At 72.6% G+C, this 15,302-nt stretch carries 15 protein-coding genes and 1 riboswitch; of the genes, 10 read left to right on the forward strand and 5 right to left on the reverse strand.

What is annotated here, in order from left to right; translation table 11 throughout:
• Window positions 1–61: 61 nt before the first annotated feature.
• Both OG570_RS24015 and OG570_RS24020 read right to left on the reverse strand, forming a co-directional pair.
• Window positions 62–850 (reverse strand): alpha/beta hydrolase, encoded by a 789-nt coding sequence (locus OG570_RS24015; RefSeq protein ID WP_326943328.1) that lies wholly within the window; start codon window positions 848–850, stop codon window positions 62–64.
• Window positions 851–1,321: 471 nt separating this feature from the next.
• A complete protein-coding gene (locus OG570_RS24020) occupies window positions 1,322–3,433 on the reverse strand; it encodes a RecQ family ATP-dependent DNA helicase (protein ID WP_326959436.1) in 2,112 nt (703 codons plus the stop codon).
• 197 nt (window positions 3,434–3,630) lie between these two features.
• Here OG570_RS24020 and nadD point away from each other — a divergent pair, with 197 nt between their 5' ends.
• The 7 genes from nadD (at window position 3,631) to OG570_RS24055 (ending at window position 10,104) form a co-directional block, all read left to right on the forward strand.
• On the forward strand, window positions 3,631–4,200 hold the full coding sequence (gene nadD / locus OG570_RS24025; RefSeq protein WP_410622071.1) for a nicotinate-nucleotide adenylyltransferase: 570 nt from the start codon (window positions 3,631–3,633) through the stop codon (window positions 4,198–4,200).
• A gap of 60 nt (window positions 4,201–4,260) precedes the next feature.
• The gene (gene rsfS / locus OG570_RS24030; RefSeq protein ID WP_247055190.1) at window positions 4,261–4,656 is read left to right on the forward strand and encodes a ribosome silencing factor; all 396 of its coding nucleotides are present in this window, start codon (window positions 4,261–4,263) and stop codon (window positions 4,654–4,656) included.
• Entirely contained in the window at window positions 4,653–5,267 is a 615-nt protein-coding gene (locus tag OG570_RS24035) for a histidine phosphatase family protein (protein ID WP_247055188.1), read from the forward strand. The genes rsfS and OG570_RS24035 overlap by 4 nt, the downstream gene beginning before the upstream one ends.
• Before the next feature lie 3 nt (window positions 5,268–5,270).
• The gene (octT, locus tag OG570_RS24040) at window positions 5,271–5,999 is read left to right on the forward strand and encodes a diglucosylglycerate octanoyltransferase (RefSeq protein ID WP_326959440.1); all 729 of its coding nucleotides are present in this window, start codon (window positions 5,271–5,273) and stop codon (window positions 5,997–5,999) included.
• A gap of 4 nt (window positions 6,000–6,003) precedes the next feature.
• The gene (locus tag OG570_RS24045) at window positions 6,004–6,867 is read left to right on the forward strand and encodes a DegV family protein (RefSeq protein WP_247055183.1); all 864 of its coding nucleotides are present in this window, start codon (window positions 6,004–6,006) and stop codon (window positions 6,865–6,867) included.
• Between the two features lie 142 nt (window positions 6,868–7,009).
• Window positions 7,010–7,726 carry a ComEA family DNA-binding protein gene (locus OG570_RS24050; RefSeq protein WP_326959442.1) on the forward strand — a complete coding sequence of 239 codons (717 nt, stop codon included), beginning with the start codon at window positions 7,010–7,012 and terminating at the stop codon, window positions 7,724–7,726.
• Complete coding sequence (locus OG570_RS24055; protein WP_326959444.1) at window positions 7,723–10,104, forward strand: ComEC/Rec2 family competence protein; 2,382 nt, start codon at window positions 7,723–7,725, stop codon at window positions 10,102–10,104. The genes OG570_RS24050 and OG570_RS24055 overlap by 4 nt, the downstream gene beginning before the upstream one ends.
• Window positions 10,105–10,166: 62 nt before the next feature.
• On the opposite strand, the gene thrC is transcribed toward OG570_RS24055, so the two are convergent.
• A complete protein-coding gene (gene thrC, locus OG570_RS24060; RefSeq protein WP_247055177.1) occupies window positions 10,167–11,432 on the reverse strand; it encodes a threonine synthase in 1,266 nt (421 codons plus the stop codon).
• Between the two features lie 12 nt (window positions 11,433–11,444).
• A riboswitch (SAM riboswitch) is annotated at window positions 11,445–11,578 on the reverse strand.
• Between the two features lie 136 nt (window positions 11,579–11,714).
• Between thrC and holA the strand changes: the two genes are divergently transcribed.
• Window positions 11,715–12,695, forward strand: a complete 981-nt coding sequence (holA, locus tag OG570_RS24065) for a DNA polymerase III subunit delta (RefSeq protein ID WP_247055175.1) — start codon at window positions 11,715–11,717, stop codon at window positions 12,693–12,695.
• 51 nt (window positions 12,696–12,746) lie between these two features.
• On the opposite strand, the gene rpsT is transcribed toward holA, so the two are convergent.
• Window positions 12,747–13,007: a 30S ribosomal protein S20 gene (gene rpsT / locus OG570_RS24070; protein WP_247055174.1), complete on the reverse strand. Its 261-nt coding sequence runs from the start codon at window positions 13,005–13,007 to the stop codon at window positions 12,747–12,749.
• A 350-nt stretch (window positions 13,008–13,357) separates the two neighbouring features.
• On the opposite strand from rpsT, the gene OG570_RS24075 reads away from it, so the two are divergent.
• Together OG570_RS24075 and OG570_RS24080 are read left to right on the forward strand one after the other, a co-directional pair.
• Window positions 13,358–14,239 (forward strand): DMT family transporter, encoded by an 882-nt coding sequence (locus OG570_RS24075; RefSeq protein ID WP_326943322.1) that lies wholly within the window; start codon window positions 13,358–13,360, stop codon window positions 14,237–14,239.
• A 23-nt stretch (window positions 14,240–14,262) separates the two neighbouring features.
• A complete protein-coding gene (locus tag OG570_RS24080) occupies window positions 14,263–14,637 on the forward strand; it encodes a VOC family protein (protein ID WP_326943321.1) in 375 nt (124 codons plus the stop codon).
• On the opposite strand, the gene OG570_RS24085 is transcribed toward OG570_RS24080, so the two are convergent.
• Window positions 14,634–15,254: a class I SAM-dependent methyltransferase gene (locus tag OG570_RS24085; RefSeq protein ID WP_326959446.1), complete on the reverse strand. Its 621-nt coding sequence runs from the start codon at window positions 15,252–15,254 to the stop codon at window positions 14,634–14,636. The genes OG570_RS24080 and OG570_RS24085 overlap by 4 nt on opposite strands.
• Between the last annotated feature and the right edge of the window lie 48 nt (window positions 15,255–15,302).

Consider the following 15,302-nt stretch of genomic DNA (forward strand, 5'->3'; position numbering starts at 1 on the left):
CGAAGGTGGAACGCGACTTTGCCATATTCGTCCGCGGTACGAAAGATCCCGACCGTCCGGTTCAGCCGGCGGAACCCGTCGTCTGCTCGACGGCCCAGCTCAGCGCCTTGTCGGCCACTTCCTCCCAGCCGTCCTGCCCGACGGTGTAGTGCGTCCGCCCCGGGAACTCGGCGTAGTCGGTGACCGACGGCGCCCGGTGGTAGCGCCGGACGTTCTCCTTGTTCAGCGACGGCGGCACGATGTGGTCCGCACCGCCGGCGATGAACAGCAGCGGCGCCTTCTTCGCGGCGAAGTCCACCTTGGTCGGCGACTGGGGGTTGAAGTTCGCGAAGGCGCCCTGGAACAGCACGCGGGCGGAGCCGGGGACGTGGTACCGGTCGTAGACCTCCTGCGACTGCTGCTCGGTCAGCGTGTTGGTGAAGGCGTAGCGGAACTGCTTCGGCGTGAGCGGCACGGCTTTGTTGCGGTTGAAGGGATTCCCGAGCACGGGCCGCGCCGACCGCAACGTCGACAGCGGCAGCCCCAGCACCCCCTTGACGGGCCCCGAGTCGATCGCGACGCCCGCCGCGCCCACCCCGCGGTTCAGCAGCAGCTGCGTGAAGGTGCCGCCGAAGGAGTGCCCCATGATGATCGGCGGCTCGTCGAGCCCGCGGATGATCCGCTCGTAGTGGTCGACGATCTCACCGATCCCCAGCCCCGCAAGCGGACTCGGATCCTTCCTGATGGCCTCGACCCCACCTTCCAGCCCCGGCCACGACGGCGCCAGCACCCGAAACCCGGCGGCCTCGTACCGCTCGACCCACCCCTCCCAGCTCAACGGCGTCATCCACAGCCCATGCACCAGAACCACAGTCCGAGCACCCACGACAACCTCCATCCGATACAGAACGTTCTGTCTCAACTGGCGCTCAGCCTGCCGCCCCTAGCTCCCACGGTCAACCAAAACAAGACAGATCGTTCTGTCACCTAATCACGCGACGCCCGACCCCGCAGCCCGACCCTCCAGGCACGCGACCCGACCGCCCAGGCACGCGACCCGACCGCCCAGGCACGCGACCCGACCCTCCAGGTACGCGAGTCGTCCCTTCAATCACACGTGATGCCCCTCTAATCACGCGCGATGCCTCCCCAATCACACGCGATGCCCGCCTGATCACGCGAGATCCGCGTGCAATCACGCGAGTCCCGCCCTTGATCACGCGACTTCCGGGCTCAATCACGCGAGTCCCGCCGCCAGTCACGCGAAATCGGGACTCAAGCACGCGCGTCGGCCCGCCCACCGAGGGCGCCGCCGCGGCAGAATCCGCCGGGCGGCCCGAGGTCAGGCCGTGCTGGCCAACGCGAACGGCAGCACCGCGGGTGCCCCGGCCCGCCGCAGCAGCCGGGTCGCCAGCGTCATCGTCCAGCCGGTGTCGATGACGTCGTCGACCAGCAGGATCGGTCCTGCGGGCAACGCCGCGGCCAGGTCGGCCGGCATGCTCAGCCGCCGCCACAGGTCGGCCAGCCGTTGCGCGCTGTTCGCCTGGCGCGGCGGCGGGCCGTCCGCGTCGAGCGCCCCGAGGAAGTCGAGCTTGCCGATGTCCGCCAGCCGTGTCGCCAGGCTGTAGACCAGCCGCGGCCGCGTCGACGACGGCACCGCGACCACCGCCACCGGCCGCTCCGACCACTGCCACCCGGCCAGCACCTGGACGCACGCCTTGAACACCGAGTCCGGCACGTCCGCGTCCTGCGCCGCCGGGCCGACGAGCTCCCGCAGCCGGTTGCCCCAGCCGACGTCCGTCAGCCGCCCGAGGACCTGCCCCGGTTCGGCCTGGTCGTCGGCGCCGATCCGGCCGGAGACCGGAACGTCCAAAGAGGACATCCCGGTGGGCCACTGCTTCCGCGGCGCGACCTCGACGCCCGGACGCTGCAGGCGTTCCCGCGTCGCGTTGACGACCTCGTCGGTCACCGACGTGTCCCAGTGCTGCCCGGTGCAGTTGTCGCACCGCCCGCACGGCGCCGCGTCCGGGTCGTCGAGCTGACGCCGCAGGTACTCCATCCGGCAGTCGCCGGTCGCCAGGTAACCGAGCATCGCTTCCTGCTCGCGGTCACGCGCTTCCGCGACGCGCTGGTAGCGGCTGCGGTCGTACTGCCAGTCTTCGCCCGTGCTCTCCCAGCCGCCCTTCACGCGCCGGACCGCGCCGTCGACGTCCAGCACCTTGAGCACCATTTCCAGGCGGGAGCGGGAAAGCTCCACCGACGGCTCGAGCGCGGCCGTCGAAAGTGGACGGTCGGCGTAGGCGAGCGAGTTCAGCACCTGCGTCACCCGCAGCTCGTCCGGGAACGCCAGCGACCCGAAGTACGCCCAGATCGCCCGGTCCTCCTCGCCGGGCAGCAGGACGACCTCCGCGCGCTCCACACCGCGCCCGGCGCGGCCGACCTGCTGGTAGTACGCGATCGGCGACGACGGCGCCCCGAGGTGCACGACGAACCCGAGGTCCGGCTTGTCGAACCCCATGCCCAGCGCGGACGTCGCGACCAGCGCTTTGACGCGGTTGCCGAGCAGGTCGTCCTCGGCCGCCTGCCGGTCGGCCGGGTCGGTCTTCCCGGTGTAGGCCGCCACGGGGTAGCCGCGGTCCTTCAGCAGGGAGGCGACGTCGTGCGCCGCCGCGACCGTCAGCGTGTAGATGATCCCGGACCCCGGCAGCTCGGCCAGGTGCTCCGCGAGCCACGCGAGCCGCGCCTGCGACGTCGGCAGCTGGCAGACCGACAGCCGCAGGCTTTCCCGGTCGAGGCTGCCGCGCAGCACCAGCGTGTCGCCGCCGCTGCCCATGCCCAGCTGCTCGGCGACGTCGGTGACGACGCGGTCGTTCGCCGTCGCGGTGGTCGCCAGCACCGGCACGCCGTCGGGCAGGTCGCCCAGCAGCGTGCGCAGCCGCCGGTAGTCCGGCCGGAAGTCGTGGCCCCAGTCGGAGATGCAGTGCGCTTCGTCGACCACCAGCAGGCCGGTGCTCGCGGTCAGCTTCGGCAGCACGTTGTCGCGGAAGTCCGGGTTGTTCAGCCGCTCGGGGCTGACCAGCAGGACGTCGATCTCGCCGGCCGCGACCGACGCCTGGACGTGCTCCCACTCCTGCGGGTTCGCGGAGTTCATCGTCGCCGCGTGGATCCCGGCCTTCGCCGCCGCCGAGATCTGGTTGCGCATCAGGGCCAGCAGCGGCGAGACGATCACCGTCGGCCCGCTGCCCTGTTCGCGCAGCAGGGCCGTGGCCAGGAAGTAGACCGCCGACTTGCCCCACCCGGTGCGTTGCACGACGAGCGCGCGACGCCGCTCCGCGACCAAGGCCTCGATGGCCGTCCACTGGTCTTCGCGCAGCTTCGCCGAGTCGCCGGCGAGCGCCCGGAGGAGGGTCTCGGCGCGGTCGCGGAGTGCTGGGGTGGTGCTGGTGGTGTCCACGTCCCCACGTCTACCCCATGGCACCGACGAACCGGGAATCGGCGGCGGCGCGAACGGACCGTTCGTGTCGAATACCGGCCGTAATGTGAGCTGAATCACACTTCCTGCACGGTTGGGCGAGGTGTGCTGCTGGACCGGACGGCCCACGGGTCCGGTGTATAGGCTCGGGTCCCATGTCACCACGGCGGATCGGGGTCATGGGCGGCACTTTCGACCCCGTGCACCACGGCCACCTCGTCGCGGCGAGCGAGGTCCAGTCCCGGTTCGGGCTCGACGAAGTGATCTTCGTGCCCACCGGGCAGCCCTGGCAGAAGACCGACCGCAAGGTCACCAAGGCCGAGGACCGCTACCTGATGACGGTCATCGCGACCGCGTCCAACCCGGTCTTCTCGGTCAGCCGCGTGGACATCGACCGCGCCGGCCAGACCTACACCGTCGACACCCTGCGCGACCTCCACGCCGAGTACCCCGACGACCAGCTCTACTTCATCACCGGCGCCGACGCGCTCGAGCAGATCCTCACCTGGCACAAGGCCGACGAGCTGTTCGACTTCGCGCACTTCATCGGCGTCACGCGGCCCGGCTACCGGCTCAACTCGCACCACCTGCCCAGCGGGAAGGTGAGTCTCGTCGAGGTCACCGCGATGGCGATTTCGTCGACCGGCTGCCGCGACCGCGTCGAGCGCGGGGAGCCGGTCTGGTACCTCGTTCCCGACGGCGTCGTCCGCTACATCACCAAGAAGGATCTCTACCGGAAGAGCGACTGAAGCACCGCTGGTCGCGGCGGGTACTCTTCTCGGGCGAACCCGATCCGGAAAAGGAGCACCGTGACAGCCACGTCCGAGGCACGAGAGCTGGCCGTAGCGGCCGCACACGCGGCGGCGGACAAGAAGGCCAGCGACGTCGTCGTGCTGGACGTGTCCGAGCAGCTCGTCATCACCGACGCCTTCGTCATCGCCTCCGCGCCCAACGAGCGCCTGGTCGGCGCGATCGTCGACAACGTCGAGGAGCAGCTGCGGGTGGCCGGGCACAAGCCGGTCCGCCGCGAAGGCGCCCGCGAGGGCCGCTGGGTCCTGCTCGACTACGTCGACGTCGTCGTGCACGTCCAGCACGTCGAGGAGCGCAGCTTCTACGGCCTCGAACGGCTGTGGAAGGACTGCCCGCGGATCGAGGTGGCCGGTCTCGAGGAGCCGCCCGCCGATGAGGACGCGGACGCCCGGTGAGCCCGCGGCGGCTGGTGCTCTGGCGTCACGGCGAGACGGACTACAACGCCGCCGGGCGGATGCAGGGTCACCTGGATTCGGCGCTGACCCCGGTCGGCTGGAACCAGGCTCGCTTCGCCGTCCCCGCGCTGGCCCGGTTCTCCCCGGACCTCGTGATCGCGTCCGACCTGCGTCGCGCGACCGACACGGCGACCGTGCTCACCGACGCCATCGGCGTCCCGCTGCGCATCGACAAGCGGCTGCGCGAGACGCACCTGGGCGAGTGGCAGGGGAAGACCGGCGCCGAGGTCGACGCCGAGTACCCCGGTGAACGCGCCCGCTGGCGCACCGACGCCACCTGGGCCCCGCCGGGCGGCGAGAACCGCCTCGACGTCGCCGAGCGCGCCGGCGAGGTCGTGTCCGATCTGCAGCAGGCCAACTCCGACGTCGGCGACACCGTGCTGCTGGCCGCGCACGGCGGGCTGATCATCGCCCTCACGGCGGGGCTGCTGAAGCTGCCGGTCGAGATCTGGCCGTCCCTCGGCGGGATCGCCAACTGCCACTGGGTCGAGCTCGGCCTGCGCGACGGCAAGTGGCGGCTGCACGCCTACAACGCGGGGATGACCGGCTAGCCGATGGCCCCACACCTGTTGGTGTTCGGCGATTCGCTGAGCTTTCACGGCCCCGAGGGGCCCTGCGCCGCGGACGAACCGCGGCTGTGGCCGAACATCGCGGCGGCGGCCCTCGGCGGCACCGCCGACCTGGTCGCCGGGATCGGCTGGACCGCCCGCGACGTCTGGTGGTCGCTCACCGGCGACCCGCGCGTCTGGGCCGACCTGCACCACGTCGACGCCGTCGTGCTGGCGATCGGGAGCATGGACACGCTGCCTTCGCCGTTGCCGACCTACTTGCGCGGCGGGCTGAAGTACCTGCGGCCCGATCCGGTGCGACGGGTGGCGCGCAAGGCTTATCTCGCCGCGCAGCCGCGGTTGTCGATCGCGTTCCGCGGCCGTCCGCGGGTGCTGCCGGTGAAGCTGACCGTGCAGTACCTCGACACCGCCGTGGAAGCGTTGCGCGTCCTGCGTCCCGAGCTGCCGATCTTCGGGATGCTGCCGTCGGTGCACCGGGCCGCGGCCTACGGCGGTGTGCACACCGCGCGGCCGGGCGCCGAGGCCGCGATGAGGGCCTGGGGCGAGCGTGCCGGCGTCCCGTTGCTGGACCTGAAAGAGGTCGTCGGCGAACACGTCCTGAGCGGCGCGGGCAACCTGGACGGCATGCACTGGGGCTGGGCCGGGCACGCCGCCGTGGGCGAGGCGATGTCCGTGTTGCTGGCCCCGGTGGCGGCCCCCGGCCACGTAGGCTGACGGCGTGTCGGTCGCCGTAGTCACGGATTCCACCGCCCACCTGCCGGAGGGGTTCGCCGAACGGCACGAGGTCCGGGTGGTGCCGCTGCACGTCCTGGTCGACGGCGTGGTGTCGCTCGACGGCGTGGAAACCGGCCCGGCGGCGGTCGCCGAGGCGATGAGCCAGCGCAAGATCGTCACTACGTCGCGGCCGACCCCGGCCGAGTTCGCGAAGGAGTTCCGCGCGGCGCTCGCCGACGGCGCGGACGCGATCGTCTCCATCCACCTTTCCCGCGAGCTGTCGGGCACCTGGGAAGCGGCGGTGCTGGCGGCCCAGGAGGTCGGGCCGGACCGGGTGCGCGTGGTCGACTCGCGCACGACCGCGATGGGCCTCGGGTTCGCCGCGCTGCACGCCGCGGACGCCGCCGCGGCCGGCGCGGATCCGAAGGCGGTCGAGGCGGCGGCGATGACCGCGGCCAAGTGCTCCTCGACGTTGTTCGTCGTGGAAACCCTGGAGTACCTGCGCCGCGGCGGCCGGATCGGCCCGGCGGCGGCGCTGCTCGGGACGGCGCTGGCGGTGAAGCCGGTGCTGCACATGTCCGACGGCCGGATCCTGCCGCTGGAGAAGGTCCGGACCATGAACCGGGCGATCGCGCGGCTGGTCGAACTGGCGGCCCGCGCGGCGGACGACGACGACGTCGAGCTCGCCGTCCACCACCTCGCGTCGCCGGACCGGGCGGTCGAGCTGGCCAACCGGCTGGAAGAAGCCGTGCCGCGGTCGGCGGGCTGCGTGGTCTCGGAGCTGGGCGCGGTGATCGGCGCGCACACCGGGCCCGGCGTGCTGGGCGTGGTCGTGCAGCGCACGGTGCCGGCCCGGCCGGACGCCTGACCCTCCAGCATCTCATCCGGGTACGACGAAAACCGCCGTTCCCGGGCCCGGCCGGCGGCATCCGTCCACAACACCCCAGTTGTCCACAGGACGCGGCGCCACCCCTGTCGCCCGCCTCCCCGCGGCCCCTAACGTCGATCGTGTGTTCGAGCAGCCCGCCCGGGATCCGGGCCTCCCCGTCAACGACCGGCTCGCCTGGCTGGCCGACCAGCTCTCGCCCGACGCGAGCACGGTCGGGCCCGGCGGCCGGTTGGTCCGGCGCTGGCTGCCGGGCGGAGCGACCGGCGCGGGCCGGCGCCGCTGGGCGTTCGCCGGTGTCTTCGTGGCCGTCGTGGTGCTCGTCCTCGGTTCGGTCGCGCTGCTGGGCGGCCGGCCGGCGCCCGAGCCACCGCCTCCGCTGCCCAGCGCGAAACCCGCGGCCGAGGCCCCGGCCGCACCCAAGGCCGGTCTCGTCGTCAGCGTGATCGGCCGTGTCCGGTCGCCCGGTCTGGTCACCGTCCCCCAGGGATCCCGCGTCGCCGACGTGCTGCGCGCCGCCGGGGGAACCGACCCCGGCGCGGACCTCAGCGCCGTGAACCTCGCCCGCAAGGTGACCGACGGCGAGCAGCTCGCGGTCGGGATCCCGGCGCCCATGGCACCGCCCGGTGCTCCCGAAGGCGGAGGCGGGAAGGTCGACCTCAACGCGGCGAGCCCGGACCAGCTGGACACCCTGCCCGGTGTCGGCGAAGTGACGGCCAAGCGGATCGTCCAGTGGCGCGCGGAGCACGGCGGCTTCACGAAAGTCGAGCAACTGCGCGACGTCGACGGCATCGGCCAAAGCAAGTTCGAGAAGCTCCGCGAGCAGGTGACGGTCGGATGAGCACGATTCCCGCGACCGACACCCGGCAGGACATGCGGTTGGTCCCGGCGGCGCTCGCGTGCTGGCTCGCCGCCCTGGCCGGGCTGCTGCTCGGCTGGTGGACGGCGGTCGCCGTCGGTCTCGCCGCGGCCGTGCTCGCCGGGGTGCTGCTCTGGCGGGCACGTGGCCGGCCCCGGGTGTTCGGCGCGGCGGCGGCGCTGCTGGTGCTCGGCCTGGTCGCCGCCGGTCCGATCGCCTGGCGGATCCACGACGCCGAGCAAGACGGCCTGCGTGCGGCCGCGGCCCAGGGGCTGCCCGCGACGCTCACAGTGGTCGTCGCGGAACGGCCGAAGCCGGTGCGGAGCGCGGGGTACGCCGATCGGCAGGCGGGCGCCCGATCCGTGGTCCTGTCCGCCGACGTGCGCACGGCGTCCGTCGACGGACAGTCGGTCGTCTCGTCCGGGCGGGTCCTGCTGCTTGCACCCGTCGCGGACTGGGCGGGCGTGCTGCCAGGGCAGGAAGTCCGGGTGGCGGGCCTGCTGATGCCACCGCGTGGCGCGGACCTGACCGTCGCGGTGCTGTCCGTGCGTGGCCCGCCGGGTGATCCGGGCCCGGCGCCGTGGTGGCAGAAGGCGGCGGCCGGACTGCGGGCTGGCCTGCACGACCTGAGCCAGATCCTGCCGGAGGAACCTGCGGGACTGTTGCCGGGCCTGGTCCTGGGCGACACGAGCGGGTTGTCCCCTCGGATCGAGCAGGAGTTCGTCACCGCGGGGCTAGCGCACCTGACAGCGGTGAGCGGGGGAAACCTCGCCGTGGCGTGCGGCGCGGTCCTGCTCCTGCTGCGAGTGCTTCGGCTGGGCCCGCGGTTGTCGGCCGTCGCGGCGGGCCTGTGCCTGGCCGGGTTCCTGGTCCTGGTCGGTCCGGAGCCGAGCGTGTTGCGCGCCGGAGTCATGGCGGCGGTCGCGTTGCTGGCCCTGGCACTGGGACGGCGGGGCTCGGCGCTGCCCGCGCTGGCCTTCGCGGTCTGCGTGCTGGTCGTGGCGGATCCGGCGATGGCCACGGACTTCGGGTTCGCGTTGTCGGTCTTCGCCACCGCCGGGCTCGTCCTGCTGGCTCCACGCTGGGCGGGGGTGCTGGTCCGCCGCGGCGTCCCGCCGGGCTTCGCCGAAGGACTGGCGATCCCGCTCGCCGCCTTCGTGGTGACGGCGCCGGTGCTGGCCGGGATGGCGGGCACGGTGAGCCTGGTGTCGGTGGTGACCAACGTCCTCGCCGCGCCCGTCGTCGCCCCGGCGACGGTGCTCGGGGTGCTGGCGACGGTCGTCGGGCCGTGGTGGCCGGGCGCTGGCACGTTCCTGGTGCACCTGGCCGGCCCGGAGGCCGAGTGGCTGATCTTCGTGGCGCGGCACGGCGCGCGAGCCCCGGGCGCGGTCGTTCCCTGGCCCGGCGGCTGGGCGGGCGCGCTGCTCGCGGCGGCCGTCCTCGCGGTGCTCGTGTTCGCCGTGCGGTACCGGCGGGTCCGGCTGCTCCTGGCGGTGCTGATCGTCGGCGCGTTGCTGGTGTTCGTGCCGGTGCGGGTGCTCGCGCCCGCGTGGCCGCCGCGGAACTGGGCGATGGTCGAGTGCGACGTCGGCCAGGGTGACGCGGTCGTGCTGGCGACGGCCGAGCCGGGGCGGGCCGTGGTGGTGGACACCGGGCCCGAGCCGGGGCCGGTTGACGAGTGCCTGCACCGGCTGTCGGTCGACCGGATCCCGTTGCTGGTGCTGAGCCACCTGCACGCCGACCACATCGGCGGGCTCGCGTCGGTCTTCGACGGCCGGTCGGTCGGCGGGATCGCCGTCGGGCCGGGGCGGACGCCGGAGTGGGCGTGGCGGCAGGTCGCCGCGGAGGCGTCCCGCCGGGGCGTGCCGTTGGTGGAACTGAGCCCGGGCGAGCGGGTCGACCTGCCCGGGCTGGCGCTCGACGTGCTCGGGCCGCGGTACGTGCCGTCGCGGTCGGCCGGCCAGCAGGACGGCACGACGATCAACAACAGCTCGGTCGTCCTGCGCGCGGAAACGGCCGCCGGGCGGGTGCTGATGACGGGTGACGTCGAACTGGCGGCCCAGTCGGACCTGCTGGCCGATGTCGGAGACCTGAAAGCGGAGGTGCTCAAGGTGCCCCACCACGGCTCGCGGTACTCGCTGCCGGCCTTCCTCGCCGCGGTGGCGCCGCGCGCGGCGCTCATCAGCGTCGGCGCGGGCAACACCTACGGCCACCCGAGCAAGTCCACAGTGGACACTCTGACGGCGCTGGGTGCCTTGGTGACCCGGACCGACGTCGACGGCGACACCGCTGTGGTCCCGGACCCGTCAGGCCCGGCGATAGCCCGCCGGGGCGAGCCACGCGGCCCGCCCCACCGCTGACTTCCGTTGCCCGGCAACGCGTTCCCGCCGGGGCGGGCGTGGCTCGCCCCGGCGGGGAGACGTCAGTAGCCGAGGGCCTTGTTCACGGCCGCGGCCGAAGCCGGCACGGTCGCCTTGGGGCCGACGTGGTTCTCGATGGCGTCGAGGGTCTTGAGGCCGTCGCCGGTGATGAGGAGCACCGTCTCGGCGTCCGGGTCCAGCTTGCCCGTCTCGATGAGCTTCTTCGCCGTGGCGACGGTGACCCCGCCGGCCGTCTCGGTGAAGATGCCCTCGGTGCGGGCCAGCAGCCGGATGCCTTCGACGACCTCTTCGTCGGTGACGTCCTCGATCGAGCCGCCGGTGCGGTTGACGATGTCGAGCACGTACGGGCCGTCGGCCGGGTTGCCGATCGCCAGCGAGCGGGCGATGGTGTCCGGCTTCACCGGCTGGACGACGTCCTGCCCGGCGCGGAACGCGGCCGAGACCGGCGAGCAGCCGGTGGCCTGGGCGCCGAACACCTTGTACGGGCTGGCGTCCACGAGGCCGAGCTGGCCCAGCTCGCGGAAACCCTTGTCCACCTTGGTGAGCTGTGAACCGGAGGCGATCGGCACGACGATCTGCGGCGGGATCCGCCAGCCGAGCTGCTCGGCGACCTCGAAGGCGAGTGTCTTCGAGCCCTCGGAGTAGTACGGGCGGACGTTGACGTTCACGAAGGCCCAGCTCGGATGCTCACCGGCCAGTTCGGTGGCGAGCCGGTTGACGTCGTCGTAGTTGCCGTCGACGGCGATCAGGTCGCCGTCGTACACCGCGGTGGTGAGGATCTTGGCGCGCTCGAGGGACTTGGGGATCAGCACGACCGACTTCCAGCCCGCGCGCGCCGCCGCGGCGGCGACGGCGTTGGCCAGGTTGCCGGTCGAGGGACAGGCGAGCACCTCGAAGCCGAACTCGCGGGCCGCGGCCAGCGCGACGGCGACCACGCGGTCCTTGAACGAGTGCGTCGGGTTGCCGGTGTCGTCCTTGACCCACAGGCGCTTGAGACCGAGCTCCTTGGCCAGGCGATCGGCGCGGATCAGCCGCGTCGAGCCGGGCTCGGTGTTCGGGATCTCTTCGATGTTGGACGGAACCGGGAGGAGCTTCTTGTAGCGCCAGATGTTCTTGGGGCCGGCCTCGATGTCTTCGCGGCGGACGCGGCCGAAGTCGTAGGCGACCTCGAGCGGCGAGAAGTCTTCGGCGGAGACGAACTCGGGGGCGAGCGGCTGCCGGTGGCCCTCTTCCTTCGACACCAGTTCGACGGCCGGTCCGAGATCCGGGGTCTTGGTGGTGGAGGTCGTGCCGAGGGTTGCGGTCATCGCGAGGTTCCTTCCTCATCTGCCCCGCCGAAGCGGGCCGGAATTGGCACCGTGGTCGTCAGCTATCCCGCGATCGCGGGATGACAGGCTGTACGCCGGTTGCCGGGGCTTCGTCGGGCCGTTCCCTCTGCCCCTCTGGATGAGCGGTATTCAGTTGTCGGAGCGCGCGAGAAAGCGCGCCGCCTCCAGGACACCGTACGACATGGCACTCGCGCCGTGCCATGGTGGCCGCTCGACATCACCGGAGCGGGCGCACGAAGCAGCAAGTGAGAAGATTCCCGGGTGACCGCGCAAGCCACCGCCCCGGCCCCGCTCCACCTGGTCCTGGGTGAGGAAGAACTGCTGATCGAGCGGGCCGTCCGCGAGACGCTGGCCGCGTCCCGCGCGATCGACGCGACGGCCGAGCTGACGCGGGCCCGGGTGTCCGATCTCACAGCTCCCGAGCTGGCCGAACTCGTCAGCCCGTCGCTGTTCAGCGAAGGCCGGGTGATCGTCCTCGAGTCGGCGCAGGACATCTCGCAGGAGCTGGCCGACGCCGTGACGTCGTACCTGAAGGACCCGGCGGCCGGGATCGTGCTCGTCGTCGTGCACACCGGCGGCGGGCGCAGCAAGGCGGGCAAGACGCTCCCGGCGGTGCTGAAGAAGGCCGGCGCCGAGGTGACGGAGTGCCCGAAGCTGACCAAGCCCGCCGAGCGGGAGCAGTTCGTGCGCCACGAGGTGCGCCGGGCGGGCGGCAAGATCGACCCGGCCGGGGTCGCGGCGCTCATCGACGCCGTGGGCTCCGACCTGCGGGAACTCTCCTCGGCCGCGATGCAGCTCGTCGCGGACGCCGGCGGGGTGGTCGACGCGGACGCGGTCCACCGCTACCACCGCGGCCGCGCCGACGTGACCGGGTTCGCGGTGGCGGAGAAGGCCGTGAGCGGCGACCGCGCGGCCGCACTGGAGTCGCTGCGCTGGGCGATGCAGCTCGGCGTCCCGTACGTCCTGGTCGCCGACGCGCTGGCCGACGCGGTCCGCACGATCGCCCGCGTCTCCGGCGCGGGCCGCGGCAACCCGAACCAGCTGGCCGGGGAGCTGGGCATGCCGCCGTGGAAGGTCCGCAAGGCCCAGGGCCAGTCCCGCGGCTGGAACCAGGACGGCCTCGCCACGGCGATGCGGGTGGTCGCCCGGCTGAACGCCGAGGTCAAGGGCGTCGCGGCGGACCCGGGTTACGCGCTGGAACGCGCGGTCCTGCAGGTGGCGGCGGCCAAGGGCGACCGCTGAACATGAAGAAAGCCCCGGCCGGGGCCGGGGCTTCTCCAGAGATCAGCTAGCTCAGAGCGAGTTGACGCGCTTCGCGAGCGCCGACTTCTTGTTGGCGGCCTGGTTGGCGTGGATGACGCCCTTCGAGACGGCCTTGTCCAGCTTCTGGGCGGCGTCGCGCTGCAGCTCGACGGCCTTGGCCTTGTCACCGGAGTCAGCGGCTTCGCGGACCTTGCGGATCGCGGTCTTCACCGAGGACCGGATCGCCTGGTTGCGCTGACGCGCCTTCTCGTTCGTGGTGATGCGCTTGATCTGCGACTTGATGTTGGCCATGAGGCGCTCCTGCTTTCACTCGGTGAGATTCGCCGCCGCGCTGGTGTGGCCCCGCTGAAGCGGGTTTCCTCCATGACGGAATGCCGCACGGCAACGAGCAGCAACTTTAACAGCCCGGCCCCGGCCCGCCGCGAGCGCGTCCGGCCGGGCGTGGATCACCGGGAGTACGGTGGACGGCGGTAGTGCCTAGGGTTCCGTCACCGGTCCGCCCCAGCCAGCAGGACAACCAGGATCCGGTGGGTCTGGTCCGAGCGGCACCGTCGGCGGGTCCGGAAGTCCCGCCGTTCATCTGACGGGGCAAAAGCCTGGAGGACCCGGTTTCGCGCGCGCGAAACCCGTAAGGGGTCCCTGTGAACACCACCGCACTGTCCTTCGTCGTCGTCGCGGCCGTCGTGCACGCCGCGTGGAACCTCGCCGCCAAGCGGGTCCGCTCCGGCGGCACCCAGTTCGTCTGGCTCTACTACACGGTTTCCGCCGTCGCCCTGCTGCCGGTGACGGTCGTGCTGGTGGCCGTCGAGCCGCAACGTCCACAGTGGAGCTGGCTGCTGGCCGCGGCGGGCACGTCGGTGCTGCACGTCGCCTACGGCATCGTCCTGCAGCGCGGCTACCGCGTCGGCGACCTCTCCGTCGTCTACCCCGTCGCGCGGGGCACCGGGCCGCTGCTTTCGGTGCTGGCCGCCGTCCTCGTCCTCGGCGAACGGCCCGGCTGGCTCGGCCTGCTCGGCGCGTTCCTGGTGATCACCGGGGTGCTCGTGATCAGCACCGGCCGCCGGGGCGCCGCCGCGGCCGACCCGGCCGCCGCCAAGGCCCGGCGCGCCGGGATCTTCTACGGCGTCCTGACCGGGGCCGTCATCGCCGGCTACACGCTCTGGGACGCGCACTCGGTGACCGGCATCGGCATGCCGCCGATCGTGTACCTCGGCCTCGGCACGCTCATCCAGAGCGCCATGCTCCTGCCGAGCGCGCGGGCGGGCCGGTCCGAGGTGACGCGGCTCTGGCGCGAGCAGCGGCGCGAGGTGCTGATCGTCGGGCTGCTGTCGCCCGTCGCCTACATCCTCGTGCTGTTCGCCCTGACGATGGCGCCGGTCAGCCTGGTGGCGCCCGCCCGGGAGCTGAGCATCGTGCTGGGCGGTCTCGCCGCGTGGCTGGTGCTGGGCGAGCGCGACGCCGTGCGGCGGCTCGCCGGGTCCGTGATCGTGCTGTCCGGCATCGTCGCGATTGCGGCGGCCTGAGGACCTCCGGTAGGGATGGTCGGATGGAAGTCCTGAAGAGCAGGCTGCTGATCCGCCCGCGCGACGCCGAGGCGTCGACCGCGTTCTACCGCGACACCCTCGGCCTGGCCGTGGAGCGTGAGTTCCCCGGTGGCACCGTGTTCTTCCTGGGGCACGGCTCCCTGGAGGTGTCCGGCTCGGGCGAGGCGGGCGCGTCGCCCGACCTGGTGCTCTGGGTGCAGGTCCGCGACCTGGCCGGCGAGCTGGCCGAGCTGAAGGCGAAGGGCCTGACGCCGGTGCGGGACGCCCAGCGCGAGCCCTGGGGCCTGGACGAGGCCTGGATCGCCGATCCGGACGGCACGCGCATCGTGCTGGTCGAGGTGCCGGAAGGACACCCGATCCGCACGGACACCCGCTAGGCGGGCTTGACGGCCCGCAGCTGCGCGGCGAGCGCGGTGAAGCCGGGCGGTTCCCAGGTCCACGTCTGCAGGTCGGCGAAGCCCGCTTCGGCGGCTTCGTCGGCCAGCACGTGCCTGCTCACGGGCAGCCACTTCTCGTGCGCGGACAGCAGCAGCCGGCCACCCGGGCGCAGGACGCGGAACAGCTCGGCGAAGCCGGCCGCGCGGTCGTCCCAGAGCATGACGTTGTTCACGGTGAGGACGACGTCGACGGACTCGCCGGGCTCGCCGGTGTGCGCCGCCGACCCCTCCCGGAGCTCGACCTGGTCGCCGCAGCGCTCGTGGCACAGGGCCAGCATCGCGGGGGAGGGGTCGACGCCGATCGTGCGCCCGGCCAGCTGTGCGGCGGCGTGGAGACCGACGCCGGGGCCGGGGCCGACGACCAGGACGGTCTCGTCCGGCTCGAGCTTCGCCAGGTCGACTACGCGGTGTTCGGTGGCGGAGTTGCCCCGGGCCATGAGCCGGCCGCCGAGGCGGCCGAGCAGGCCCGAAGGGTGACCGAAGACACGGTCGAGAACCCGGGCGAGGCCGTCCGGATCAGGCTGGGGAGGTGGTGCGGGCTGGTGCGATGTGCTCATACTTCGAGGGCACCACGGATCACGTGGGCTCGCATCGGGGATGACCCC

This window comes from Amycolatopsis sp. NBC_01286, assembly GCF_035982555.1.
In the GTDB taxonomy this organism is placed as follows: domain Bacteria; phylum Actinomycetota; class Actinomycetes; order Mycobacteriales; family Pseudonocardiaceae; genus Amycolatopsis.

Coding starts and splice junctions, on each gene's coding strand:
- nadD (WP_410622071.1), top strand. CDS start 3,631: ATGGGCGGCACTTTCGACCCCGTGCACCACGGCCACCTCGTCGCGGCG.
- octT (WP_326959440.1), top strand. CDS start 5,271: ATGGCCCCACACCTGTTGGTGTTCGGCGATTCGCTGAGCTTTCACGGC.
- OG570_RS24055 (WP_326959444.1), top strand. CDS start 7,723: ATGAGCACGATTCCCGCGACCGACACCCGGCAGGACATGCGGTTGGTC.
- thrC (WP_247055177.1), bottom strand. CDS start 11,432: ATGACCGCAACCCTCGGCACGACCTCCACCACCAAGACCCCGGATCTC.
- rpsT (WP_247055174.1), bottom strand. CDS start 13,007: ATGGCCAACATCAAGTCGCAGATCAAGCGCATCACCACGAACGAGAAG.
- OG570_RS24080 (WP_326943321.1), top strand. CDS start 14,263: ATGGAAGTCCTGAAGAGCAGGCTGCTGATCCGCCCGCGCGACGCCGAG.
- OG570_RS24085 (WP_326959446.1), bottom strand. CDS start 15,254: ATGAGCACATCGCACCAGCCCGCACCACCTCCCCAGCCTGATCCGGAC.